The 23,990-nt window shown below is 70.4% G+C and carries 24 protein-coding genes; 13 read left to right on the top strand and 11 right to left on the bottom strand.

The window, feature by feature from the left end:
• Nucleotides 1-9: 9 nt before the first annotated feature.
• The gene (locus H4W31_RS43690) at nt 10-135 is read right to left on the bottom strand and encodes a hypothetical protein (protein WP_264084064.1); all 126 of its coding nucleotides are present in this window, start codon (nt 133-135) and stop codon (nt 10-12) included.
• A gap of 411 nt (nt 136-546) precedes the next feature.
• Here H4W31_RS43690 and H4W31_RS09720 point away from each other — a divergent pair, with 411 nt between their 5' ends.
• Nucleotides 547-1,182, top strand: coding sequence for a hypothetical protein (locus tag H4W31_RS09720; RefSeq protein WP_192766356.1), 636 nt, complete (start codon nt 547-549; stop codon nt 1,180-1,182).
• A gap of 67 nt (nt 1,183-1,249) precedes the next feature.
• Here the strand turns inward: H4W31_RS09720 and H4W31_RS09725 are convergent, their stop codons facing one another.
• Entirely contained in the window at nt 1,250-2,173 is a 924-nt protein-coding gene (locus tag H4W31_RS09725) for an RNA polymerase sigma factor (RefSeq protein WP_318783114.1), read from the bottom strand.
• 74 nt (nt 2,174-2,247) lie between these two features.
• Here H4W31_RS09725 and H4W31_RS09730 point away from each other — a divergent pair, with 74 nt between their 5' ends.
• The 3 genes from H4W31_RS09730 (at nt 2,248) to H4W31_RS09740 (ending at nt 5,065) form a co-directional block, all read left to right on the top strand.
• A complete protein-coding gene (locus H4W31_RS09730) occupies nt 2,248-3,723 on the top strand; it encodes a carboxylesterase/lipase family protein (RefSeq protein WP_192766357.1) in 1,476 nt (491 codons plus the stop codon).
• 257 nt (nt 3,724-3,980) lie between these two features.
• Nucleotides 3,981-4,412 (top strand): SgcJ/EcaC family oxidoreductase, encoded by a 432-nt coding sequence (locus H4W31_RS09735; protein WP_192766358.1) that lies wholly within the window; start codon nt 3,981-3,983, stop codon nt 4,410-4,412.
• A 173-nt stretch (nt 4,413-4,585) separates the two neighbouring features.
• A complete protein-coding gene (locus H4W31_RS09740; RefSeq protein WP_192766359.1) occupies nt 4,586-5,065 on the top strand; it encodes a histidine kinase dimerization/phosphoacceptor domain-containing protein in 480 nt (159 codons plus the stop codon).
• Nucleotides 5,066-5,241: 176 nt separating this feature from the next.
• On the opposite strand, the gene H4W31_RS09745 is transcribed toward H4W31_RS09740, so the two are convergent.
• The 3 genes from H4W31_RS09745 to H4W31_RS09755 all read right to left on the bottom strand — a co-directional run bounded on the left by H4W31_RS09745 (nt 5,242) and on the right by H4W31_RS09755 (nt 7,309).
• Entirely contained in the window at nt 5,242-6,093 is an 852-nt protein-coding gene (locus H4W31_RS09745; protein WP_192766360.1) for an alpha/beta fold hydrolase, read from the bottom strand.
• 143 nt (nt 6,094-6,236) lie between these two features.
• Entirely contained in the window at nt 6,237-6,878 is a 642-nt protein-coding gene (locus H4W31_RS09750) for an NAD(P)-dependent oxidoreductase (protein WP_192766361.1), read from the bottom strand.
• Nucleotides 6,875-7,309 (bottom strand): hypothetical protein, encoded by a 435-nt coding sequence (locus H4W31_RS09755; protein ID WP_225945462.1) that lies wholly within the window; start codon nt 7,307-7,309, stop codon nt 6,875-6,877. Before H4W31_RS09755 ends, H4W31_RS09750 begins: the two co-directional genes overlap by 4 nt.
• A 132-nt stretch (nt 7,310-7,441) precedes the next feature.
• Here H4W31_RS09755 and H4W31_RS09760 point away from each other — a divergent pair, with 132 nt between their 5' ends.
• The 7 genes from H4W31_RS09760 to H4W31_RS09790 all read left to right on the top strand — a co-directional run bounded on the left by H4W31_RS09760 (nt 7,442) and on the right by H4W31_RS09790 (nt 14,477).
• On the top strand, nt 7,442-8,263 hold the full coding sequence (locus H4W31_RS09760; protein ID WP_192771974.1) for an MmyB family transcriptional regulator: 822 nt from the start codon (nt 7,442-7,444) through the stop codon (nt 8,261-8,263).
• A gap of 226 nt (nt 8,264-8,489) precedes the next feature.
• Nucleotides 8,490-10,079 carry an ABC transporter substrate-binding protein gene (locus H4W31_RS09765; RefSeq protein WP_225946364.1) on the top strand — a complete coding sequence of 530 codons (1,590 nt, stop codon included), beginning with the start codon at nt 8,490-8,492 and terminating at the stop codon, nt 10,077-10,079.
• Entirely contained in the window at nt 10,076-11,116 is a 1,041-nt protein-coding gene (locus tag H4W31_RS09770; protein WP_318783115.1) for an ABC transporter permease, read from the top strand. The genes H4W31_RS09765 and H4W31_RS09770 overlap by 4 nt, the downstream gene beginning before the upstream one ends.
• The gene (locus H4W31_RS09775; protein ID WP_192766363.1) at nt 11,109-11,990 is read left to right on the top strand and encodes an ABC transporter permease; all 882 of its coding nucleotides are present in this window, start codon (nt 11,109-11,111) and stop codon (nt 11,988-11,990) included. Before H4W31_RS09770 ends, H4W31_RS09775 begins: the two co-directional genes overlap by 8 nt.
• Nucleotides 11,987-13,000 carry an ABC transporter ATP-binding protein gene (locus H4W31_RS43695; protein WP_192766364.1) on the top strand — a complete coding sequence of 338 codons (1,014 nt, stop codon included), beginning with the start codon at nt 11,987-11,989 and terminating at the stop codon, nt 12,998-13,000. The genes H4W31_RS09775 and H4W31_RS43695 overlap by 4 nt, the downstream gene beginning before the upstream one ends.
• Nucleotides 12,997-13,686 carry an ABC transporter ATP-binding protein gene (locus H4W31_RS09785; RefSeq protein WP_318783116.1) on the top strand — a complete coding sequence of 230 codons (690 nt, stop codon included), beginning with the start codon at nt 12,997-12,999 and terminating at the stop codon, nt 13,684-13,686. The genes H4W31_RS43695 and H4W31_RS09785 overlap by 4 nt, the downstream gene beginning before the upstream one ends.
• A 212-nt stretch (nt 13,687-13,898) precedes the next feature.
• A complete protein-coding gene (locus tag H4W31_RS09790) occupies nt 13,899-14,477 on the top strand; it encodes a hypothetical protein (RefSeq protein ID WP_192766365.1) in 579 nt (192 codons plus the stop codon).
• A gap of 28 nt (nt 14,478-14,505) precedes the next feature.
• Here H4W31_RS09790 and H4W31_RS09795 read toward each other — a convergent pair whose 3' ends face one another.
• The 5 genes from H4W31_RS09795 to H4W31_RS09815 form a co-directional block, all read right to left on the bottom strand.
• Nucleotides 14,506-15,099 carry a hypothetical protein gene (locus H4W31_RS09795; RefSeq protein ID WP_192766366.1) on the bottom strand — a complete coding sequence of 198 codons (594 nt, stop codon included), beginning with the start codon at nt 15,097-15,099 and terminating at the stop codon, nt 14,506-14,508.
• The gene (locus H4W31_RS09800; RefSeq protein WP_192766367.1) at nt 15,096-16,922 is read right to left on the bottom strand and encodes a M91 family zinc metallopeptidase; all 1,827 of its coding nucleotides are present in this window, start codon (nt 16,920-16,922) and stop codon (nt 15,096-15,098) included. The genes H4W31_RS09795 and H4W31_RS09800 overlap by 4 nt, the downstream gene beginning before the upstream one ends.
• 13 nt (nt 16,923-16,935) lie before the next feature.
• Nucleotides 16,936-17,265 carry a WXG100 family type VII secretion target gene (locus tag H4W31_RS09805; RefSeq protein WP_192766368.1) on the bottom strand — a complete coding sequence of 110 codons (330 nt, stop codon included), beginning with the start codon at nt 17,263-17,265 and terminating at the stop codon, nt 16,936-16,938.
• Between the two features lie 122 nt (nt 17,266-17,387).
• Nucleotides 17,388-17,915: a DUF6244 family protein gene (locus H4W31_RS09810; RefSeq protein WP_192766369.1), complete on the bottom strand. Its 528-nt coding sequence runs from the start codon at nt 17,913-17,915 to the stop codon at nt 17,388-17,390.
• Nucleotides 17,916-18,092: 177 nt separating this feature from the next.
• Nucleotides 18,093-21,311: an AfsR/SARP family transcriptional regulator gene (locus tag H4W31_RS09815; protein ID WP_192766370.1), complete on the bottom strand. Its 3,219-nt coding sequence runs from the start codon at nt 21,309-21,311 to the stop codon at nt 18,093-18,095.
• Between the two features lie 292 nt (nt 21,312-21,603).
• Between H4W31_RS09815 and H4W31_RS09820 the strand changes: the two genes are divergently transcribed.
• Nucleotides 21,604-22,482, top strand: coding sequence for an alpha/beta fold hydrolase (locus H4W31_RS09820; protein ID WP_192766371.1), 879 nt, complete (start codon nt 21,604-21,606; stop codon nt 22,480-22,482).
• A gap of 133 nt (nt 22,483-22,615) precedes the next feature.
• The gene (locus tag H4W31_RS09825) at nt 22,616-23,218 is read left to right on the top strand and encodes a TIGR03086 family metal-binding protein (protein WP_192766372.1); all 603 of its coding nucleotides are present in this window, start codon (nt 22,616-22,618) and stop codon (nt 23,216-23,218) included.
• A gap of 95 nt (nt 23,219-23,313) precedes the next feature.
• Here the strand turns inward: H4W31_RS09825 and H4W31_RS09830 are convergent, their stop codons facing one another.
• Nucleotides 23,314-23,976: a lipoprotein gene (locus tag H4W31_RS09830; protein ID WP_192766373.1), complete on the bottom strand. Its 663-nt coding sequence runs from the start codon at nt 23,974-23,976 to the stop codon at nt 23,314-23,316.
• Nucleotides 23,977-23,990 lie beyond the last annotated feature (14 nt).

Here is a 23,990-nt window from a genome sequence, read left to right on the forward strand (position 1 = left end):
CGGCGGCCCTCATCGAACCTCTTCGAGAAGCTTGACCAGGTCGGCCGCGGTGACCGGGCGTCCCGGGGCGGTGAACATGCCGATCGGGTCGAGATGGGCCAGTTGGGCGGGGGTACCCGGCGCGGCGACTGACACGCACGAGGGTGCCAGCCATGATCGAGTGTGGCGGGGACCGACGTAAGAGGTACGGCGCGCCTGACGGCTACGGCGCGGCGTTGGCAGTCGAGCGGAGAGGCTGGGTCCGTGCAGGAGGGTCGGATCGATTGCGACGAGCGGTTCGCGGTTGGTACGGATACCAATGGTGAACGGTCCTCGATCGAACGTACGTGGCTTTCGTTGCCGACCGGTCGGATAGTCGCTACGGATCCGCTCGGGGCGTGGCGAGATCACCTGCTTCGTCACCGACTTCCTGTCGCAGGACGAATAGGCTGCTCCCCGGGCCGAGCGTCCGCTGGGCGTACCACGCGCTGGAAGGTGTCATCGGTTTCCCTGGCACCGGCACCGGGTATCGGGTCAATTGACCAGGACAATTCGCCCACTGTGGAGGTGGATGTCGTGCACTCGTCCCGAGCGCTCGCCACCGGAGTCGCCCTTGCCGCCGTGACGTTGACGACGCAGGGGTGCACCGCGTCCAGCGACACCACGTCATCCGGCACATCGTCGCCGGTTGCGGCCGAGACATCCGCCACGGCACCGTCCGGCGGATCGCCGTCGGGCGACACCGACCACTACGACGAGATCCTGGCCGGCGATCGCAAGGTCCTCATCCACATCGCCGAGGACGACAAGGACTGGAGCGCCACCTACGAGGGCCCGATCGCCATCGGCGACGGCACCGACGACGGCGCGCTGTTCCGCATCGTCCCGGCCGCCGGCGGCAGGCACCTACTCGAAGCGCTGCGCGCGCGTGAGGAAGGCGGCCGCTGGTGCGTCTACGGCGACACCCGCACCGAGCCAGTCAGTCTCGGCACCAAGGCATGCGCGGAGGACGAGACCACCCTTTTCAAGGTCACCAAGGCTGACGGGAGGGACGATCAGGGCCGCGTCACGCACCACCTGGCGAATGAGAAGTTCGGCGCGATCCAGGTGAAGAACGACGGCTCGGCGCTCTACATCCAGGAGGTCGGAGACGGCGGTACCCGCGGCACGTACAGCTTCGTCGACCGTGGCCCGATTGGATGAGCCCCTGATCACATAGGAGTACGTCGCTGTAAGTGACTGACCGCCCGTCCTGTCGTACGTCGAAGGTCTATGGCTGGGAAACGTGCAGCAGTCGGAAGCGCTGTGTGCGACCGGCGTCGAGGAAGTGGAGCCAGACACCCGCAGGCGGGCAGTGCAGGGGCTTGTCGGGCGGATTCAGGAATTCGGTCTCCCACACGGAGACATCGCTACCGGCCACGACGTTGGTCAGGCGGTACCGTACGCCGTCCTCGTGATTGGCGCTGATCATGCGCGCCAACCGGCCGTACCCGTGCTCGAGAGTCCCGTCAGGCAGCGCCACCTCGGCCGATGGAGACCAGGTTTCGGCAAGCGTCGCGGCGGCCGAACCGGCACGCATCGCGGCCAGGCTCTCCTCGGCCTCCCGATGCGACCGCAGCGTGCGTGCGGCGGCATCGGGATGGGCCACCGCGGCGGTCGCCCGCAACTGTTCGGCAAGCTTCCTGCGTGCCTCGCTGAGCCGGCTACGCACCGTACCCACGGGTACGCCACACAGTTCGGCGATTTGCGGGTACGTGTTGGCCTCGGTGAAGTAGCGCAGCATCGACACCACCCGCAGGTTCGGCGTCAGCTGTTCCAAGGCGTGCCACACCCAGTCCCGCAGCGCCTGCCGGTCGAGCAACTCGGCCGGGTCGGCGGCAGCGGCGGCCACGTCCACCCCGAGGTCTGCGACGAGGATCGGGCTGCGCGCGCGGAGGGAAGCCAGGCAGACCTTGCGGACGATGCCTCGCAGCCAGGGGCCGACGGCCTCCGGGTCCCGCAGGGTAGCCAGGCGGGACAGGGCGACGACGAAAGCCTCCTGCACGGCGTCCTGCGCGTTGGGCCCGTAGCCGAGAAGGGCGTACGCGGTGGCGAGCATCCGCGCCTCGTGACGGTGCAGCAGCGCGCCGAAGCCGGCCGCGTCGCCGGCCCGGGCGAGACGCACCAGATCCGGGTCCGATACAGCGTCGATCACCGTTCAGGATTGTAGCGGCCGATATTCGCCGGCCGATCGGTCGAACTTTCGGCGCCAGGCGCGCACCTGAGGATATGAACCTCATCGCAACGACACGGGCCGGCAAGGTGCGCGGTCGGCCGACGGCCTCCGGCATGGCCTTCTTGGGAATCCCGTACGCGGCGGCGCCGTTCGGGCCGAACCGGATGCGGCCGCCGCAGCCCGTCGCCCCGTGGGAGGGCATCCGGTCTGCCACCGAGTACGGGCCGACTGTCCCCAAGGGACGCTATCCGGCGCCGTATCGCCCGTTCTTTCCCGAGATCACGGATCCGGGCCCGGAGTGCCTGAATCTGAACGTGTGGACGCCCGACCCTGCTGCCGGCGGGCTGCCGGTGCTGGTCTGGATACACGGTGGTTCCTTCACCAACGGCTCCGGATCGGTCGGTGAGTACGACGGCAGCGCCTTCGCCGCAGCCGGGGTCGTCTGCGTGACGATCAACTACCGGTTGGCCGCCGAGGGTTTCCTGTACCTGCGAGACGGACACCCCAACCTGGGGCTGCTCGACCAGATGGCGGCCCTGCTCTGGGTACAGGACAACATCACCGCCTTCGGTGGGGATCCCAGCCGGGTCACCGTGGCGGGCGGATCTGCGGGCGCGATCAGCGCCGTCACGCTGATGTCGATGCCTGCGGCCAAGGGCCTGTTCAGCCGCGTGATCGCGCAGAGCGGCGCGGCCGCCAACACGCTCACCATCGCGCAAGGGCTGCTGGTCGCCGGTCACCTCGCCGATGCGCTCGGCGTGGAACCCACCCGTACGGCCATCGAGAACGTTCCCCTGCAAACGCTGGTCGCTGCCGCTTCAGACCTGGTCACCGAGGTCCAGACCGCCCCCGATCCCGCGAAGTGGGGCGCGATCGCGGTGAGCCAACTGGCGTTCGCGCCGGTCGTCGACGGCGATGTGCTCGTGGACACCCCGTTGGAGTCCCTTCGGCGTGGTACGGCCGCGGACGTGCCGCTGCTTATCGGCTCCAATCGTGACGAGGCACGGCTCTTCCTGGTCGCCCCCGGCCTCTGGGACCATATCGACGCCGACGCGGTGGCGGCGACCGCAGCGAGGTACGGCCTGACATCCGCTCAAGCGGCGGCCTACCGAGCCAACCGGCCGGAGGCGAGCCACGCAGAAATCCTCTCGGCCATCGCCACCGACTGGACCTTCGGCATTCCGGTCGTACGAGTCGCCGAAGCTCGGCGGGAGGCCACCTGGGTCTACCGTTTCGACCACCCGGAGCCCGCCGCGAACAACGGGCTCGGCGCCTGCCACGGCATCGATCTTCCGTACATCTTCGACACCATCGACAGGCCGGACGTCCGCCCACGCATCGGCGACACTCCATCACGAGCGGTGGCCGAGACCATGCATGGCCTCTGGGTCTCTTTCATAACCGGCAACGCACCAGGCTGGGCCCCCTACCGCATCGCCGACCGAGCTGTCGCGCTGATCACCAGCCAGATCGAAGAGGTGACCGACCCCGCCGCGGACGAGAGGCAAATCTGGGAGGGCATTCGGTGACGGAGGTGAGCATCATCAGCTCGTCACTGGGTCGACGCCTCCTACCGCAGTAGGAGCCGACGCCGCATCGCCCACCCGTGGGAGGGACCGGATCGACACCCCACTCCGAGGACACCGGGGGCCGTCGACTCCAGACTGTCATCCAAGCTCCTCGAAGACGAGTCCGGCGCCGGCACCGCCAACATCCTGCTCGTCGTCACCGCCACAGGTGGTGACATCAAATAGCTCGAAGACTGACGACACAGAAAGGCAGTTACATGCAGCAGACGGTCGAGGCGATCAGCGCCATCCCGGCCCGGATGAACGAGGCCTGGAACCGTGGTGACGCCACCGCCTTCTTCGCCGACTTCGCGGACGACGCTGAGTTCGCGGACTTCGAGGGAACCATTTACCGGGGACGCGAGCAGATGATCGCCACCCATCAACCCCTCTTCGACACGGTGCTGAAGGGGTCTCGGCTACTGCACGGCGAGGTGCCGTTCGCCCGGATCATCGGGTCGAGCTGCGGCGTCGTACACCACCGTGTCGGGATCGCGATGCCAGGCGAAGAGGAGCCGCCGCCGAGCCGTTACTCCATGCAACTGTTCGTCATGGGCTGGCAGGACGACCACTGGGAGGTTGTCGCCCTGCAGAACTCACGGCTGATCTCGCTGGAGGCCGTGGCGGCCTTGGAATCAGCCAATTCTTAACGGCCGCAAGGATCGCAAACCATCTAGGCCGCGCTTCATGAGTTGGGCCGGCCGCCCTTCGACCCCTTCTCTCAGAGGCTCGGGGGATCGGGGCGTGGCTCTGGTTCGGCGGCCTGCTGATCGGCTGGGGCTTCGGGCATGTCGTCGGCCGGCAGTTCGCGCTGATCGACGAGTTGGAACGTACCCGCACCAGGCTGGCCGAGACCGCCGTGGCCGAGGACCGGCAACGCATCGCCCGGGACCTGCACGACCTGGTGGGGCACAGCTTCAGCGTCGTCCTGCTCCACCTCTCCGGGGCGCGGATGCTCCTCACCTCCTCGCCGACGGAGGTCGCCGAGGCCGCGGCGGCCCTGCGGCAGGCGGAACTCGTGGGTCGCAAGGGCATGGACGAGCTGCGCCAGGCCCTGATGCTCATGCACCAGGGCTCTTCCTCGCTCGCCCCACTCGATCCGGACGAACTCGAACATCTGCTGGGCACGTACCGCGACGCCGGGATGCGGATCGATCTCGACGTCGCCGGGGACATGGAGGGCGTGTCGGCGGCACCCCGTACCGTCCTCGTCGGCTCCCTCTTCAAAAAACTCGGCGCCCGCGACCGGGCCGCGGCCATCGTCTTCGCCTACGACGCAGGACTCGTCAAACCAGGGGGATGAGCGAGTGCCGACGAAGCCACCGGGTCGACCGGTCGACGTCCAGCCGCTGATGCCAGATTTTGGTCAAGGGGGTGTCTGAACAATGCTTAGAACCGGGCAGCCTGCCATGAGGGCCTTGGACACCGGAGCTACCGGTTTCCTCGCCGGAACTGCATCGAAGAGCTTCTGACACACCTTCAGTCAGGGAAGCACCTGCGGTCGCCGAGGAAGTCCCGCAGGTGGGCGGTGAGGACGGCGGGCTGGTCTTCAGGGATGAGGGTGTAGCTGTCGGCGATCTCGACGAGCTTGGCCTGCGGCAATAGCTCGGCCAGGCGGCGGCCGTGGGAGGGAGGCATCACGCGGTCCTCGGCGGCCCAGGCGACAAGGGCGGGGCGGTCGAAGGTCCGAAGTGCCTCGGACCAGGCGAGCAGCTCGGCCTTCGGCGGGGTGCTGAGGACGTATTTGCGCAGGTCGCGGCGTACCTCGGCGGAGGTGACCACGGGCCGGAACCAAGCGTCCATGATCTCGGATGGCACTGGCCGCTTGGTCATCCAGCCCCAGGTCACCGGAAGTCGGCGCATGGGCTTGAGGCGGAGCAGGTTGAAGGCCAGGGCCAGGCCGCCGGGCAGCCTGGCGGAGGTGACCAGGTTGCTGCCGGGCAGGCCGGGTGGGTAGTTGTCGAAGGCCTCGCAGGAGGTGATGACGAGCCGGCCGATGCGGGCCGTACGGCCGTCCGCGACCAGGCTCTGTGCGCCACCCCAGTCGTTGAGCACCCGCGTGACGTCGCTCAGGTCAAGCCGTTCGAGAAACTCGTCCACCAGCCGGGCGACGCCGAGGATCGACAGGTCGGCATCCGGGTGCATCGGCCGGCGGTGGCCGCCGAGCGGAAGGGTGGGGACGACGCAGCGGTAGTCGTCCCGGAGCCCGGCGACGACGTGGCGCCAGAGCGAGCCGTCCATGGCGACGCCGTGCAGCAGGACGACCACGGGGCCCTCACCGCCGGTGTCCTGGTAGTCGATGGTCCCCGCGGAGAGTTCCAGCTCGGGCATGAAGGTCCCCTCTTACGCTCGTGACGTTGGACCAGCCGCGCCGAATGGGCGGCGCTTCGGCGCTGAGTGAGACCCAACGCCCAGCACCATAGCGACCCGGTTTGGCCCTAGACCCCCGGCAGGGTGCACTGGGTGATCGTGCGTTATTTGGCGGGGCCGACCCCGATGGCATGCCGGACGGTCGCCGGGTCGTTCACGATGTCGAGCATCGCCTGGGCCAGGTCTGCCCGCGCCATGCTGCCGTTGGGCACGCTGGCCTCGATAGCGCTGCGATATCGACCGGTCGCCGGCCGGTCGGTCAGGTACGGAGGCCGCAACACGGTCCAGTCCGCCGCGCTCGCGGCCAGTACCCGTTCCATCCGCTCCAGGTCGGCATAGACGTTGCGGTACACCGCCCGGATGAGCGGCCTGACCGTTGTACGGAACCACAGCGGCTCGCCCGCGCCACCTCGCAGCACCGGTTGGGCGCTAACGGCGACCACCCGACGCACACCGGAGCGGTCCATCGCTTCCAGGATGCTTCCGGTCGCGGCCGAACACACCCGCGTGGTGTCGTTCCGCCCGTGCGGACCCAGCGCCGACAGGGCGGCGACGCTGCCGGTCAGGGCCGCCGTGAGGGACGCAGGGTCGAAGACGTCCGCAACGACGATCTCCAGGGACGGGTGGTCGATCGCGGGCACGGTCGGCTTTCGCACGACGGCCGTGACCTCGTGTCCGGCCGCCAGTGCCTGTCGCACCAGCAGTCGGCCGGTGCCGCCGGTGGCGCCGAACACGGTCAGTCTCACGGGAGCCTCCGCGAGCGCCGAAGGCCGACAAGCGCGAGTCCAGCGAAGGTCATGACCCACAGCGCGCCGGCGACCATGAAGGCGATCCCCAGTCCGGTGAGCGGCACCACGTCGGTGACGGCGAGCGGCAGGATCACCGCGCCGGACAACGCATTGCCCGCGATGGCCGACCAGGCCAGCCGCGACGAGATCCTTGGCTGCCTGGCGATGAGGCCGAGGGCGGCGGCCCCGCCAAGCATGGCGATCCCAACCGGGACGAACCAGCCGCTCGGCAGGCCGAGAGTGCCGCCGAGCCGCCTGCCACCGAGGAGCATGACGACGCCGAAGGCGGCGGTGCCCCAGCCGTCGATCCGCAGGCTGCGGCGGAGCAGGTCCGCGGGGCTGTCCCGTGAGCCCGCCCCGCGCTCGGCTGTCATGGTCAGGGTTCCCATCCGGTCTCTCCTCGTCCGTCGGCTGGGGCCTGGTCGCCCCCGGTCCTGGGAACGGTGGCACGCGAGGGGCATGGACTCAATGACCTTGCAGGTCATGGCACCCGCGACCTGCGGCCGGGTAACGTCCGGCAGATGGATGCGCAGCGGCCGGCCCGGGCGGGTGTCCTGCTACGCCAATGGCGGCAGCGTCGCCGGCTCAGCCAGCTCGACCTCGCCCTTCTGGCGGACACCTCCGCGCGTCACCTCTCCTGCCTGGAGACCGGGCGCGCCCGCCCGAGCCGGACGATGGTGCTGCGCCTGTCTGCCGCCCTCGATGTCCCCCTGCGCGACCGCAACACCATGCTGCTGGCCGCCGACTACGCACCGGAGTACCGAGAGAGCAGCCTGGACGACGACACCATGACGTCGATCCGCGCAGCCCTCGACACCATGCTGGCGGCGCACGAGCCGTTTCCGGCCGTCGTCGTCGATCGCTGCTGGAACGTACTGGCCGGCAACCGGGCCATGGCCATCCTGATGAACGGCATACCACCGAACCTGCTCGAGCCACAGCCCAACGTGTTTCGCCTGGCCCTGCACCCCGACGGGCTGGCTGGCCGGTTGGCCAACCTCGGCCAGGTCCGAGCGCTCTTCCTCGAACGCCTGCTCCGCCAGGTCAACGCCACCGGCGACGCCGATCTGCGCTCGCTGTACGAGGAGGTGTGTCGGTATCCGGTGCCCGCAGGCGAAATCACGGATGGGGACGACAACCTCGGACACCCGCCGAGCCCGATCCAGGTGCCATTGAGGATTCGTACCCCACAGGGCGAACTGTCGATGTTCAGCACCATGGCCACGTTCGGCGCTCCGGCCGACGTGACGCTGTCGGAGCTGGCGATCGAGTTGTTCTATCCCCTCGATGACTTCACAAGGGACGCTCTTCGGGCGTTCGCAGTTTGCCGGCCGGTTACGTAGACAAGATCCGCAGCTTAAAGCCGGCACTGTGTTATTGCCAAACTTTTGCAACTCTGCCACCGTGGTCAGCCATGGGTGTTGGTGACCTGGCACCGCGTGAGCCAGCCATCTCGCATCAGGTCATCAACTCCTGTCTCCAGGCCGTCCGGCTCCGAGGTTGACCGCCCCGGAGTGGGCGGCTGTCTCCGTCCATACCTGACCTCTGCGGGAGACTTCCGTGACCCGGATGCGTCCGACCCCCCGACGACTCGTGGCGATGGCCGCCGCCGGTGGCCTGCTCGCCGTCGCGGCCTGCTCGTCACCGGCCACGCCCGACGCCTCGGCCGCTGGTGACACGTTCGTGGTGGCCACCGCCGGCGAACCGGAGACGTTGAATCCAGTGCTCAACTACGGTGTCGACGGCGCGTCGCTGATTTTCGACGGCCTGGTCTCCCGGGATGGACAGAACCGGCTCGTGCCGGGCCTCGCGGCCGAGCTGCCGACGGTGTCGCCGGATGGCAGGACAGTGACCGCGAAGCTGCGCGACGGAGTGCAGTTCCACGACGGCAGCCCGCTCACCTCGGCTGATGTCGTCTTCACGTACCGGACGGTGTTGGACCCGAAGGTGGACTCGACGCTCCGGTCCGATCTGGAGATGCTGGAGTCGGTGGAGGCACCGGACGCCTCGACGGTGGTGTTCCGGCTCCGGTACGCCTACGCGCCGTTCCTGCAACGCCTGACCCTCGGCGTCGTACCGGCCAAGGCGCTGACCGGCCAGGACGTCAACAAGGCGGAGTTCAACCGCAGGCCGGTGGGCACCGGCCCGTACCAGGTGGAGTCCTGGACCCCCGGCGACCGGCTGGTGCTCACGGCCAACGACCGGTACTTCGCCGGCAAGCCGACCAACCGCCGGCTGGTGGTGGCGTTCGTCGCCGACGACAACATCCGCGCCCAGCGGATGCGGGCCGGCGAGTTCGATGCCGCCGAACTAGCCCCGAAACTCGCCAGTGGCTTCGACAGCGTCGCCGGCTACCGGGTGGAGCGGGTGCCGACGGCCGACTACCGGGGCGTGATGCTGCCGATGGGCAACCCGGTCACCGCCGACCCGGCGATCCGCCGCGCACTCAACCTCGCCGTCGACCGGACCGCGATGGTCAACGGCGTCCTCGGCGGCGCGGGCGAGCCGGGGTACGGGCCGGTCCCGCCCAGCTCCGAGTTTGTCGAGCCCGCCGTCGCGGGCAAGCCGACGGCCGACCCGGCCGCCGCGACCGCACTGCTGGACGGGGCAGGATGGATACCCGGAGCGGGCGGCACGCGGGTCAGGGACGGCCGGCCGGCCCGGTTCACCCTGATGTACCCGGCCAGCGACAGCCTGCGCAAGGAACTCGCGCTGGCGGTGACCGCCGACGCCAAGAAGATCGGCATCGAGATCACTCCCGAGGGCCTGACCTGGGACGCGATCGACCCCCGACTCAACACGGATCCGCTGATCATGGGCTACGGCACCCCGTACGACCCGGACTTCGTCTCCTACAAGCTGTTCGGGTCGCGGTTCGCCGGGCAGGGCTACTTCAACCCGGGCCACTACACGTCGACGGTCGTGGACCAGGCGTTGCAGGAGGGCCGGGACCAGGCAGACCCGGGCCGGCGCAAGGCCGCGTACTCGACGTTCCAGAAGCAGCTCGCCACGGACGTGCCGTGGGTCTACCTCACCTATCTGAAGCACACCTACGTGCTGCGGGACTCGATCGACGGCGTGACGCCCCGGGTCGAGGCGCACGAGCACGACGTGGCGAACAGCCTCTGGTGGAACATCCACACCTGGACCCGCAGGTGACAGAGCGACCGAACCCAACCCAGGCGTCCGAACACCCGGCCACGAACCGCCGCCGGAGCCGGCTGGCGGGCGCGGGGACGGTGGTCCGGCGCCGGCTGGCGGTCGCCGTGCCGGTGCTCGTCGCCACCAGCATCGGGATGTTCGCCCTCGGTGCGGCCTCCCCGGTCGACCCGGCGAAGCAGTACGCCGGCGCGGCGGCGTTCACCACCACCGAGGAGAACCTGGCGCAGATCCGGGCCAACTGGGGCGTTGACGACCCGCTGCCGGTGCAGTACCTGCGCTGGATCGGCAACCTGCTCCGTGGTGACCTGGGCTGGTCGACCAGCCGGCACGAACCGGTCGCGTCGGTGATCGCCGCCCGTGCCGGCTGGACACTGCTACTGGTCAGCGCCGCGCTCGCCGTCGTCCTGGTGGCGAGCCTGCTGCTCGGGGCGCTGGCCGCGTACCGGCGCGGGGGGCTCTTCGACCGAGGGCTGCGGGCGGCGGCGTACGCGGTCGAATCGATGCCGGTGTTCTGGCTCAGCCTGGCCGCGATCGCCGTGTTCGCCCTGGCGCTGGGCTGGCTGCCTGCCGGCGGGCTGACCGACGTGACCGCCACCAGCACCTCGTGGACCGACGTGGCGCACCACCTGATTCTGCCGATCGGCGTCCTCGCGGTGTCCCAGGCTCCGTGGTTCGTCCTCTTCGTCCGGGACGCGGTCGCCGACAGTCTCCGCGACGACCACGTACTCGCCGCCCGGGCCCGGGGGCTGCCCGGCCGGACGGTGCTGTTCGGGCACGCGTTGCGTACCGCGCTGCTGCCCTTCCTCACCCTGATCGGCACCCACCTGCCCGAACTCGTCGGCGGGGCGGTGCTGGTCGAGACCGTCTTCTCCCTACCCGGACTGGGCGCGGTCACCGTGCAGGCCGCACTGGGCAGCGACTTCCCGCTGCTGGCCGCGATCACCCTGCTCACCACGGCGGTAGTACTGACCGCGAACCTCGCCGCCGACCTCGGCTACGCCGCCGCCGACCCCCGGGTACGCCTCAATGACTGACCTGACCCGCCCCCGACCCGCCGCCCTGTGGCGGATCCGTCTGCGGCTACGCCCCGGGCAGACTGGTTCCGTCGTCGCCGGCACCGTGCTGGTGGCAACGATCGCCGCCTGCCTGCTCGCGCCGCTGCTCTGGCCGCTGGACCAGAGCGCCGTCGCCCTCGACCAGACCCGACTGCCCCCGTCGTGGGCACATCCGGCCGGCACCGACGACCTCGGCCGGGACGTCGCCCACCGGGCCCTCTACGGGCTGCGGGTCTCGCTGCTCGTCGGCGCGGTCGCGGCGCTGGTCGCCACCGTCATCGGCGGCATCGTGGGCGGGATCGCCGGCACGATCGGTGGCCGACTCGACCGGGCCCTGATGCGGATCGTGGACACCGTCGCCGCCCTGCCACACCTGCTGCTGGGCATCTTCATCGTCGCCATGCTGCGCCCCAGCCTCGGGGCCGTCATCGCCTCGATCGGGCTCACCCACTGGCTCTCCACCGCCCGCATCGTCCGGTCCGAGCTGCTGAGCCTGCGTACCCGGCCGTTCATCGACGCGGCCATCACCGGCGGTGCGAGCCGGGTCCGGGTACTGACCCGGCACCTGCTGCCACACGTACTGCCCCGACTGGCCCTGGCCACCACGCTGATGATCCCGCACGCCGTCTGGCACGAGACCGCGCTCTCTTTCCTCGGGCTGGGCCTGCCACCGCACCTCGCCTCGCTCGGAAACATGATCAACGACGCCCAGGGGTCACTGCTCACCGGCGCGTGGTGGGCCAGCCTCGCCCCCGGGTTGGCCATCGTCGTGGTCACCCTGTCGATCGCCGTCCTCGCGGCCCGCTGGCGGGACCGGCTCGACCCCCGCGTCCGAGCGGAGCTGCACCTGTGAACACCAGCCGACCCACCAGCGCAGCCACCACCGATCGGCACGACTCCGGCACGCCGGTGCTCACCGTCGACGGCCTCACCGTCCAGTTCCGGCTCCGCGACGCGACCGTGCAGGCCGTCACCGACCTCACCCTCACCGTCCACCCCGGAGAACTGGTCGCCATCGTCGGCGAGTCCGGCTGCGGCAAGTCCGTCCTCGCCCACGCCCTGCTCGGCCTGCTGCCCCGCAACGCCACGGTCACCGGCCGCGCCGTACTCCATGTGCCGGACAGCGGCCCGGTCGACCTGATCGGCTGCGGCGAAAGGCAACTCGCCACCCGGGTACGGGGCCGCCGGGTCGGACTGGTGCCGCAGAGTCCGGCCACCGCGCTCAATCCGGTCCGTACCGGCCGACGACTGGTCGAGGAGACCCTGCGCGCCCACGGGCACACCCGGGCCGAGGCCGGCGCCGGAGCCGAACGGGTCGCCGCCGATGTCGGTCTCGACCCCGTAGACCTGGACCGCTATCCACACGAACTCTCCGGCGGGATGGCGCAACGACTGGTCACCGCCCTCGCGCTCGCCCCGGATCCGGCCCTGCTGATCGCCGACGAACCCACCTCCGGCCTGGACCGGCCACTGGTCGACCACACCCTCGACCTGCTCCGCGGCAGATGCGACAGCGGGAACGCGGTGGTCCTCATCACCCACGACCTCGCCGCCGCCGAACGGGTCGCCGACCGCATCGCCGTCATGTACGCCAGCCGCATCGTCGAACACCAACCCGCCGACCGGTTCTTCAGCGCACCCGTCCACCCGTACAGCGCTGCCCTGCTCGACGCGCTGCCGGATCGGGCCTTCCGCCCGGTCCCGGGCCATCCGCCGATGCTCACCGCCCTGCCGACCGGTTGCGCCTTCGCGCCCCGCTGCCCGTACGTCACCGACACCTGCCAACGCCAACCCCCGCTGACGTCGTACGACACCGGCGCGGTCGCCTGCCACCAACCGTTGAACTCCGGAGCACCGTCGTGACCGCAGCACCAGCACACCTCACCGCCCACGAGGTCACCGCCGGCTACGGCCGCCAGGTGGTACTGGACCGGGTCAGCCTGCGGATCGCGCGCGGCGAGACGGTGGGGCTACGCGGACCATCGGGCGGTGGCAAATCCACCCTCGTCCGGGTCCTCGCCCTGCTACACCGCCCGATCCATGGGCAGGTCAGCATCGACGGCACCCCGGTCACCGGTACGCGTTACGCAGTACCGGTCGCCGTCCGTACCCGGATCGCCGTCCTGTTCCAGAGCCCCCGCGCCGCCGCCGACCCACGATTGAGCCTGACCGACCTGATCGCCGAACCACTGCGGGCCACCCGCCACCCCGAGCACGAGGTACGCCAACGGGTCGCCGAACTCGCCGAACTGGTTGGCCTCACTTCCGACCTGCTCACCCGGCGACCACACGCGGTCAGCGACGGCCAACTCCAACGCGCCTGCCTCGCCCGCGGTCTCATCCACCGCCCCGACTACCTGCTCTGCGACGAGGCCACCGCCATGCTCGACGCCTCCACCCAGGCCCACGTCGCCGCCGTCATCACCGACTACCAACAGACCCACCGCGCCGGTGTCCTGCTCATCACCCACGATCCAGCGCTGATGACCCGCTGGGCGGACCGGGTCGCCGACCTCGCACCGACGGACAACTCGGCCCAGCAACGGTGACCCGAGCCGTCCACCACTGGCCGGAGATTCTGCCAAGCGGAGGCGGGTGTCACTCGGGAGGCAGGCCATCGCGTACAGGGGATAGTCGGGCCGATGCCCGGCCAACCGGGCCGCACCCGTAGGCGGCAGCACCGGATCATTCGAGCGCAGACGAAAACGCCCCAGCCGGGATGAAGGGCGAGGTGATCACCACGGAATAGACCAAAATCAGTGTGGAACTGTACGATACGCGCTGGATTGGCCCGGAGCCGCTTCTCCGGGGCCTGCACCGCCAGGGTCTGCCGATCGTCGACGACCACGAAGAGGCCCGCATGCGTGGTAACGCTGATAAAGACGGAGTTCCCCGAACCCAACCGGGCGGAGTTCAGGGCAGGCCCGGTGTGACGGCCCCCGGTTCGCCCTATCTGAGGCCCGACTGGGACTACCGGATCTGGGAGTTCAACGCCAATCACCGTCAGCTCCTGATCCGCTGCGACTATGCGACCGGCGGCATCGAACTGGATCGCTCGGAGGTGTGGTTCGGCAACGTTTCCTTCATGGTGCTGGCGCCCATCATCCGGGGCCTGCACCTGCGTCGGCCGAACGAGTCGGAGGTCGCTCGGCTGCAAGCCGCGCACGGTCAGGAGAAAATCAACTGGGCGTACGTCTGGCTGCTCAACGAGGCCGGAACCCACTTCGTGTCCTCGGGCCGACCGTCCTGGCGGGAGGGTCGCCGACCGATCGAGGCTCCGTCGTTCTTCGCCGGCCACCCCTGGCCGGAGCGTCCGGAGGACAACACCGGATCGATCTGACGAGGGGGCGTGGATAGGGAGTTCGGGGTCACAGCGTCGCGGGTGGCGAGCAGAAGAGGTGTTGCGGCCCGTTCAGCGGATACTTGCCGCGACCCTGGGTGGCAGGTTTCGGCTGGGCCGCTTCGCTCTGAAGTACGGCGCCGAGGCAGAAGACCACCTCGCGCACCGGGTCGGGGAGCTTTACCGCGCCGACGTAGGGGCGACGGCCCTTGAGTGGCAGGGAAACCGTGAACTCCTCGGTGACCTCCTCGCCAGGTGCGACGAGCTTGCCCTCGATGGTGCCGATCGAATCGGCGTTCACCCCGTCCGGAATGGCGAAGGTGCGCTTGGCCAGCTCGACCGTGCCATCCTTCCGAGCGGTCACGTAGACGTCGGAGGCGTGCGAGGCCGCGTCTCCTTCCACGCCGACGTACGCGACGATCGGCTCCGCGCCCTGATTGCGCAGCGTGTAGCGGATGGCCAGTGCCCCCGATCGGGGGGTGACCTCGGCGTCGAAGGTCACCGTCGGCTTGGCACCGGTCGCGGTCCACTCCGGCTCGAAATCCACCTGTGCCTCCGCGCAGCTGGCCAGCGTGAGGACGGTCAGGGCCGCGGTGCCGGCGAGGAGCAGCTTCCTGATCAAGAGTAGGACGTCCTTCTCGGCCAGCCCAACTCGTCGCGGAAAGCATTCTCGGTGTAACCGAAGGGGTGGTCGGGGTCGATCTGGCCGGGTGTGTTCGGGTCCTTGTCCTCGTCGATCGGAAGGCCGACGGCCTCCCGCTCATCGTTCTCGATTCCGACATCGTCCGGGCCTTCGTGGGTACCGGACGCGGAGGTGTCGTTTCCGTAGTCGTAGACGTGGGCGAACTCGTGGAACAGCCCCGCGACCGGCGGACGGTCGTCCGAAGAGGAGAGCCGGCTCGGGTTGTAGGTGACCTCGTAGTCCTCGCCCAGATGCCAGTTGCTGGTGGACGAGGCTGTGTTGGAGTCGGCTTCGGTGATGACGAGCGGGTTGCCCTGGTAGGAGACTCCGCCGAGCACCGGCCAGTCGGAGGCGACGGCGGAGGTGTCGTTGTGGATGTCGTCGAGCTCGGTGAGCATCTGCTGCCCGACCGGCGAGGCACGCATCATGTCGAGGTCGGCGCGGACGCGCTCCTGGAACTCGGGCGAGCCCTGGATCTGGATGTACTGCGCCGCATCGCTCACCTCGACCCGCACATCCTGGCGTACCCCGGTCGCCTGGTCCTCATCCTGGCGGTAGGCGGTGTCGGCGCCGCCGCCACCGGTGACAGTGTCACGACCGTGGCCGGCGTAGAGCACGTCGTCGCCGGACCCGCCGTCGAGCCGGTCGCTGTCACGGCCGCCGGAAATGGTGTCCCGGCCCGCTCCGCCATGCACGGTGTCGTCGCCGGTCGCGCCCTCGAGATAGTCCTCGCCCTCGCCGCCGGCAATGTTGTCGTTGCCGGACAGTCCGTAGACGACGTCGTTGCCGCGCCCGCCGGCCAGGAGGTCGTTGCCGCCCTGACCGTCGGCGTAGTCACGGCCGGAGCCGGCCGAGGCGTAGTCGTTTCCGGCGCCGCCGTAGATCTTGTCGTCGCCGTGCAGGCCGACGATCCGCTCGTTGCCGTCCCCGCCGCGCAGCTCGTCGTTGCCCTCGCCGCCGAGCAGGGTGAGGCTGAGATTCGCGCCCTTGGGCACCTCGACGCGGTCGTTGCCGTCCCCGGCGCGGATCGTCACCGGCGTGCCCTCGGGGTAGTAGTACTTGGCGCCGTTGACCTCGACAATGACCTGGCCGGTGTCCGGGTCGCGAGTCACCTTGACGTTGTCGTCGCCCGGCCCGGTGTTGACCACGGCCCGGCCGTCGACCATGAGCACCGAGACGCCGGTCGCCTCCGCGGGCAGCGTGAAGGGGTCGGCCGCCCCGGAGGAGACGCTGTCCCACTGCTTCGAGATGGCTTCCCACTCCGTGGCAGCGAAGCCGCTCAGCTTGCCCTTCAGGGCGTCGTCAAGCTCCTTGCGGAGGACGCGGGCACGGCCGGTCGCCTCGGTGACCTTGGTGGCCTGCTCGGGCTTGTTCCACCGGAACACTATCTCGCCGCCCGCACGCCAGCTCGGTACGGCGCCCATGATCTGTTCACGCTCGGTGTCGAGCGCGCCCTGGTACCACCGCAGCAGGTCCGCCACGCCGTCGAGCGCCGAGGCGAGCTTGCTGGCCTGGGCGCCCATCGTGTCCAGGCTGTCGAACACCTTGGACTGGTGCTGGCCGAACGAGTCGCGGGCCGTCCCCGACCACTGCGAGCCCATCAACTTCCGCGCGTCCGCGTCGAGGTTGTCGCCGATCGTCGCGCTCGCCTTGCCGAAGCGCTGCCATGCCGAAGCGGCGCTCTCAATCCGGCCCGGGTTCGCCTGAAGGTCCCAGAGCGCGGCGTCGACATGGATTTCCCGATCCTCCGGTGGGATGCCCATCAGACGGTCCTTTCTAGATCGGGATGTTGGGATGGGCGCTGCGGTGGCGCTGGGCCGCCCGCTCGTCGGCCTGCTGGTAGGCGAAGGCGACCTGGAGCAGGCTCTCGTTGTCGACCTCCAGCACGGCGATGACGCGCTCGACGGCCGTGCCGGCGCTGGCAGCCACGGCCGTGTAGGCATCGTTGAGCTGCCCGGCCGAGCTGACCTGCCCGAAGTCGGATGGTGAGATCAGCGCCTCGGCGCGCACCGTGCGCAGCGCGGTCGCGAGCTCGGTGGAACTTTCCAGATAAGACTGAGCGACCCTGGCTATCTCCACCGGATCGGCGCGTACTTCATCCCCCATGTCTACTTACGCTACCGCTGGGCGCGCCATCCGCAAGGTTGTACCTGCGATCACATGATCACCCTGCGGCAGGGCTGCGCAGCGGGTTCACCGGCCAGCCGCCGGGCGACCGCGAGCCCCGGTCAGTTCCCCGAGGACCCGAGCTGTCGCGCCTCGACGATCGCCGCGTCGACGTACTGCCGGGCGGTGCCGGCGCGCTGGGTCGCCTGCGCGAGGACCTGTTTGATGTTCTCCAGTGCCGAGAGCATCGGCCCGGGCTGACCGCCCTGCAGGATGACGGTGACGAGTTGCTGTGCCTCGGTGACCTGCTCGATGGTGCGGGTCGCCACGCTGCGGCTGTTGTCGAGCGTGCTCTGCAACGGCGTAAGCCCGCTGATCGTCTCCTCGGGCGTGGAGCCCTGGGGGACGGCGGCGGTCCTCTTCGTCGCCTCTCCGATCAGTTCACCGAGTTCGCCCAGCCGGCCCTGGATGCCGTTGACCGCGTCCTTCACCCGGGCCATGCCTGCGGCCACCGCGAGGAAACCGGCGCCAGCGGCCCGGGCGGCGACCTCCTGTGCCTGTTCGCCGGCGGCCGCGGCCTGACCCTGCGCCCGCTCCACGCCCGCCAACAACGCACGCAGTTCCCCGGTGACCTTCTCGATGTTCGACACGTGGCGAGGTTCCTCAATCGACGGTGAAGGTGCTGGTCAGCTGAAATTACCCGGGGCTGGCCGGAACCACCAGAATCGTTCCAGCCCAGGTCCGCGCGTCGGCGTGGGTGCCACCGCCGATCGTGCCGTCCGAGCGTACGGGCCGTCCGCCCCGGCGCAGGTCAGTCCCGGCGCGGGTCAGCTTCGGAGCGCGGCGGCGAGATCGCCGAGGTGCCGGGCCACCGGACCCAGTGTGAGTACGCCGCTTCCCGCGCCGGCCAGCTCGTTGGCGGCCGGCAGGAGCTGGCTGTGGACGTACCGCATCGTCGGGTGGTCGTCGAGGGCGAGGGCGGCTCGGCCGATCAGGCAGAGCCGGGCCTCCCAGAGCAGGTCGTGGGGTGACTCCGGCACGGTCGACAGCGCTCCGGCGGCCTCGCCCCGACGGCCGGCCGCCAACAGCAGCAGCGGGCGGGTCCAGGGCTCGTACGGGCCCCAGTTCCAGCCTTCCCACCCGACCAACGGAGTCGACGTCTGGAGGGACAGGGAGAGCAGGGCGAGCGGAAGCAGTCCGTCGGCCATGCCCGGCATCCCGCCACCGACGAGCTGGGCGTTCGCGGCCCGGTATCCGGCCTCCGCCTCGGCGGGACGACCGTCCACGGCCAGGCGCAGGGCGGCGTACCAGCGGGTGAAGACGCTCACCGAGGGCAGGCCGTAACGGTCGGCCAGGCGGTCGGCGGCTTTCGCGTGCGCGTCGGCGGTGGCGAGGTCGCCGAGCGCGCAGTGCGCCTGCAACCCGATGAGGTGGCCGAGTACCTCGAAGGTCACCAGCTTGTGCCGGGCGGCGAGGTCGACCAGTTCGGTGCCGACCCGGGCGCGCGCGTCGGCCATGCCGGGCCGCTCGAAGGTGTGCATGAAGCGCGCGTTGAGGGCGAAGGCCAACAGCGCCGGGTCGGCCGTCCGCCGGGCGATCGCGGTGGCCTCGTCCGCCGCGCGCCGGCCGCGGTCCGTACGGGTCCCGCGCAGCTCCAACGCCACCGTGCTCAACAGGCGGCTGCGGGGTACGAGCTGGTCCTCGCCGAGCCCGGCCAGGGCGTGTTCGGCGACCCGGACGATCTGCGTGGAGAGCTGTTCGTCGTCGTTGCGGGTCCAGATGGCGGGCACCTGGAAGGCGGCGATCACGTTGGCGGTCAACTGCGGGTCGTCGAGCCGCTCGACGGTGGTGATCGCCTCGGCCCGGAGCCGGCGCGCCTCGCCCAGTCGACCGGTCACGGCGAGCGCCCGACCCAGCCCCATGACCGCCGCCAACCGCCCGGGTACGTCCGCCCGGTCGGCGCGGTCGTGGGCGGTGATCGCCTGTCGCCACAGCCGTACCGCCTCGTGCGGGTTGGATCGGCGTTCGGCCTGCTCGGCCGTGGCATGGGCATACCGGGCGGCGCGGGGTGCGGTGGCCCGGGTACCGGCCTGCTGGAAGTGGTGGGCGAGGGCGGCGACGTCGTGCGGGTGCAGCCGTTCGATCGACTCGGCGACAGCGGCGTGCCAGTGGGCCCGGCGCATCGCGGACAGGTCGCCGTAGAGCGTGTCGCGTACCAGGATGTGGGTGAAGCGTGGCCGGCCGCCGGGCGCCTCCTCGGTCAGGAAACCGGCCTGGAGGGCGGTGTCCAGGGCGTCGAGCATCGTCCCCTCGTCGCCGACCAGCCCGACCAGTACGTCCGGGTCGATGTCCCGGCCGATCACCGAGGCCTGGCGCAACACGGTCCGCGCCGGGTCCGGAAGTCGGCTCAGGCGGTGCCGGATCACGTCCCGTACCCCCGCCGGGATCTTCTCTACCGCCGGAACACCCTCGGCGGCGACCAGCCGCGCCAACTCCCGGACGAAGAACGGGTTGCCACCGCTGCGGCGATGGATCAGGTGTCCGGTGGACGCGTCCAGGGGTTGCCGGGCGACCGCACGGGCGAGTTCGCCGGTGGCCGTCTCGGACAACCCGCCCAGGTAGATCCGTACGGGCTCGGTACGAGCGATCCGGGCCAGCGCCGCCGTCAGCTCCGCAGTGATCTCCGTGGCCCGGTACGTCCCGACGACCAGCACGGGTCCGTTGACCGGTGCCGGCTGCGCCACCAGCGTCGTCAGCAGGTCCAGGCTGCTCTCGTCCGCCCGGTGCAGATCGTCGACGACGAGCAGCGCCGGCCCCTGCTCCGCGACCCTCGCCAGCCGGGACAGCGTGGCGTGCCGGAGGCGTACCCGGGACACGGCGGGGTCTCCGGCCGCCGAGTGGACGGCCTCCGAGTGGACGGCCTCCGAGTGGACGGCCTCCGCGTCGCCCTGCGCAGGTTGCGCCCGAACGGGCGCGGGAACCGGCTCGGTCAACGTGTCGATGATCTGCGTCCACGGCCCGGCGATCGCCGCACCGTCGTACTCGGGGATCCGGCCCCAGGCCGTCGTCCAGCCGGCTGTCGAGAGCCGCCGGGTGAGCGCCTCGGCCAGCGCCGTCTTGCCCGTCCCCGCGTCTCCCGAGATCAGGGCGAGGGTGGGTCGGGCCTGCCGGACGACCGTCGCGGCGACCTGCTCCAGCTGGGCCAGCTCCTCGGCGCGGCCGACGAACGGCCGCGGTGCGGGCTTCTGCGCGGCTGCCGGGTGCAGTTGTGGCGCCTGGGCGAGGATGTCGGCCTCGAGCTGCCGCAGCCGGGGTCCCGGATCGAGGCCGAGTTCCGTCGCCAGGGTCTGGCGCGCCCGGCGCAACGCGGCGAGCGCCTCGCCCTGCCGGCCGGACCGGTACAGGGCGGTGGCGAACAACTGCCAGGCGTCCTCGCGCAGCGGTTGGGTCCGCGTGTGGGCCTGGAGTTCGAAGACGGCATCGCTGGCCCGTCCCACCAGCAGCAGGGCCTCGGCCCGACGCTCCACGGCCAGCATCCGCAGCTCGTCCAGCCGGTCGATCTCCGCACGGGCCCAGATCTCCCCGGCGACCTCGGCGTACGCGGGTCCGCGCCAGAGGGCGAGCGCCTCGTCCAGACCCGCCAGCGCCGCCGTACCCTCGCCGGTTGCCAGCAGCCGCCCGGACTCGCCGACCATCGCCTCGAACCGCCAGGCGTCCACCGCGTCGGGTGCCGCGCGCAGCACGTAGCCGGGCGGCGCGGTCACCAGCAGTCGGGCCTGCTGCCGGGGCGGTCGATCCGGCTCCAGGGCGCGGCGCAGGTCGGACACGAAGGTACGGATCGCCGCGACCGCGCCATCCGGGGGTACATCCCACAGATCGTCGACGAGCCGGTCGACCGGTACGACCCTGCCCCGGGCGATCAGCAGGCGGGCCAGTACCGCGCGTTGGCGGGGGCCCTTCAGCGGAACGGGACCACGTTCGGACGCGGCCTCCACCGGGCCAAGCACGCCGAAGGCGACCGGTTGCGCCGTCGCCTGCCTGGTCATGGCCCCAATGTACGCAGCAGCGGTTGCCCGCCCGGCGGTCTCCGCCCGGTCACCGACCGCCGCACGGGCGGGGCATCCGGCGGACATCCGGGTACGGCCGGCGTACTCATCCGATGCTGATCCGCCGCTGATCACCGCCGGCCACGCTGGGAAGGCACCACGGCGGGTACGGCCCGGCGAACGGAAGCCTTCCGGTCTGACCCCGCTCCCTCCCTTACCCCACTTGTCCCACCTGTCCCAACCAGCTCGCCTGCCCCAACCGGCTCGCCGGTCGCACAAGAAAGGCACCATCGTGGAACCCAGGATCAACGGTTTCGACTACCAACGCGTCGGCGTCGCCGACGGCGTGGCCCTGAACGTCGCCGTCGGCGGCTCGGGCAGCCCCGTCGTACTGCTGCACGGCTTTCCGCAGACCCATCTCATGTGGCGGCACGTCGCGGCCGACCTCGCCGCCGACCACACCGTCATCTGTCCGGACCTTCGCGGTTACGGCGCCAGCGACAAGCCCGCCGACGCCGACGGGACGACGTACGCCAAGCGGACCATGGCCGCCGACGTCGTCGCGCTCGCCCGTGCGCTGGGCCACGAGCGCTTCGCGCTGGCCGGACACGATCGTGGCGCCCTGGTCGCCATCCGCGCCGGCCTGGACCACCCCGGCACGGTGACCCACCTCGCCTCGCTCGACGTGCTGCCCACCCTGGACATGTGGGACGTCATGCACGGCGTCACCGCCGCCGTCGGCTTCCACCTCTACCTGATGGCGCAGCCGCCGGGGCTGCCCGAGCAGTTGATCGGCGCCAGCCCCGACGCCTTCTTCGGCTACTTCCTCGACATCTGGACCCGGAACCCGGAGGCGATTCCCGCCGAGGTGCGTGCCGCCTACCTGAAGGCGTCCCGCGAGGCCGTTCCCTCCATCGTCGCCGACTACCGTGCCTCGGCCGGGATCGACGTCGAGCAGGACCGGGTCGACCGGGCCGCCGGAAACCGGCTCGGCATGCCGGTGACCGTCCTCCAGCAGGACTGGGGCACCGCCCTCGGCTTCGACGCTGCCGGGCTGTGGCGCGGCTGGGCTTCGGACCTGGAGCACACCACCGTCTCCTGCGGGCACTTCATGGCCGAGGAGGCCCCCGCCGAGGTCGTCAGGGCGCTCCGATCCCTGCTGGCCCGTTAGGCAAAACGGTCCGAGTGGTCCGCGTCACATTCCTGCCCGATAGCGGAACAGATCATTCCGTTCTGATAAGCTGAACGAGGACGAGGCAGCGTGGGAGATGCCGGCGGAACACCGGCGGGAAGAGGTACGGGACATGAGCGGGACGAGCACCATCTCCGACTGGCGCGCAGTACTGGCCGACGCGCACACCGCGCTGCTGACCGCCGTCGCCGGCGTCGGTACGCAGGACCAGAGCCTGCGTACGCCCTGCGAGCAGTGGTCGGTGGCGCAGGTCATCCAGCACGCGACCGGCGATCAGATGGCCTTCACCTCGGCGATCACCGGTGGGCCGGGGCCCTCGGAGAACCCCTTCACGCCCTCCGGTCAACTCGACGGGGAGCCGCGTTCCCTCCTCGACCCGGTGCTGGTCGCCTCGGCCGAGGCCTGGGCCACGGTCGAGGACGACGCCAACGCGGTGGCCACCCCGCTGCCGCAGGGGCCGATGCCGGCGTGGCTCGCCGGTGGAGCCTGCGCGCTCGACGCCGCCGTACACGCCTGGGACATCGCCGTGGCCACCGGTCAGCCATCTGCGCTCACTCCCGAGCTGGCCCGGCCGCTGCTGATCGTCGCCCGCAACATCGTCGAGCCGCTCCGGACCTACGGTGCCTACGCACCGGCGCTCGACACCGACCCCGGCGCGGACGACGTCACGGTGCTGCTGCACTACCTCGGTCGCCCGGCCACCTGGACCCGATAGTCGCGATCCGCCCGGACGCCGTACCAACAGAGCCCGGAAACGCCGAACACCTCCGCACCGGCCGGTGCGGAGGTGTTCGGGTACGTCGATCGCCGCTACCTGGTAACCGAGACCGTCTGCCTGGCGAGTTGGAACGCCGGCAACATCGCCTCGAACTCCTCGGTGTCGGTACCACTCAGGGTCAGCAGCATCGTCCCCATCCGGGTCGCCACCACCAGTGCCCGGCCCCGCTTGGCCTCACCGGTCAGCTCGCTCTCCTCCATGAACGTCACCTCGGTGGCGATCAGCGGACCGGCCTTGGTGTCCCGGTACTGCACGTCGGTGAGCTTGCCGTACTTGGCGACGAACTCCTCCAGGCCCTTACGGGCGCCGATGACGGCACCCCGGTCGACGACCCAGACCCGGATGAAGCCGATGTTGCCGGCCGGCTTCGCGTCGATCTCGCAGCTCATGGTCGAGCCACCCACCTGGATCAACTCGGCGAAGTCGGGGTTGAACACGACCGGCTTGGCCTTCCACTTCGCCGGCAGATCGAAGGTGATCGGCAGCTCGCAGGGCGTACCCTTCGGACCGACCTTGGCGGCGGCCGTGGCCGGCGCGACATCGTCGTACCAGGGGGGACCCGGCGCCACCGGGGTCGTACCCGGACTTGCCGAGGCCGCGCCACCGGCGGACGGCGTTCCCGCGCTGTCGCCGCAGCCGGCGGCGATCCCGATGGTCAGCGCGGCCAGCACGGCCGCGCGAATTCGTCTGCCCACGTCTGCACTACTCC

It is taken from the genome of Plantactinospora soyae (genome assembly GCF_014874095.1).
Lineage (GTDB): Bacteria > Actinomycetota > Actinomycetes > Mycobacteriales > Micromonosporaceae > Plantactinospora > Plantactinospora soyae.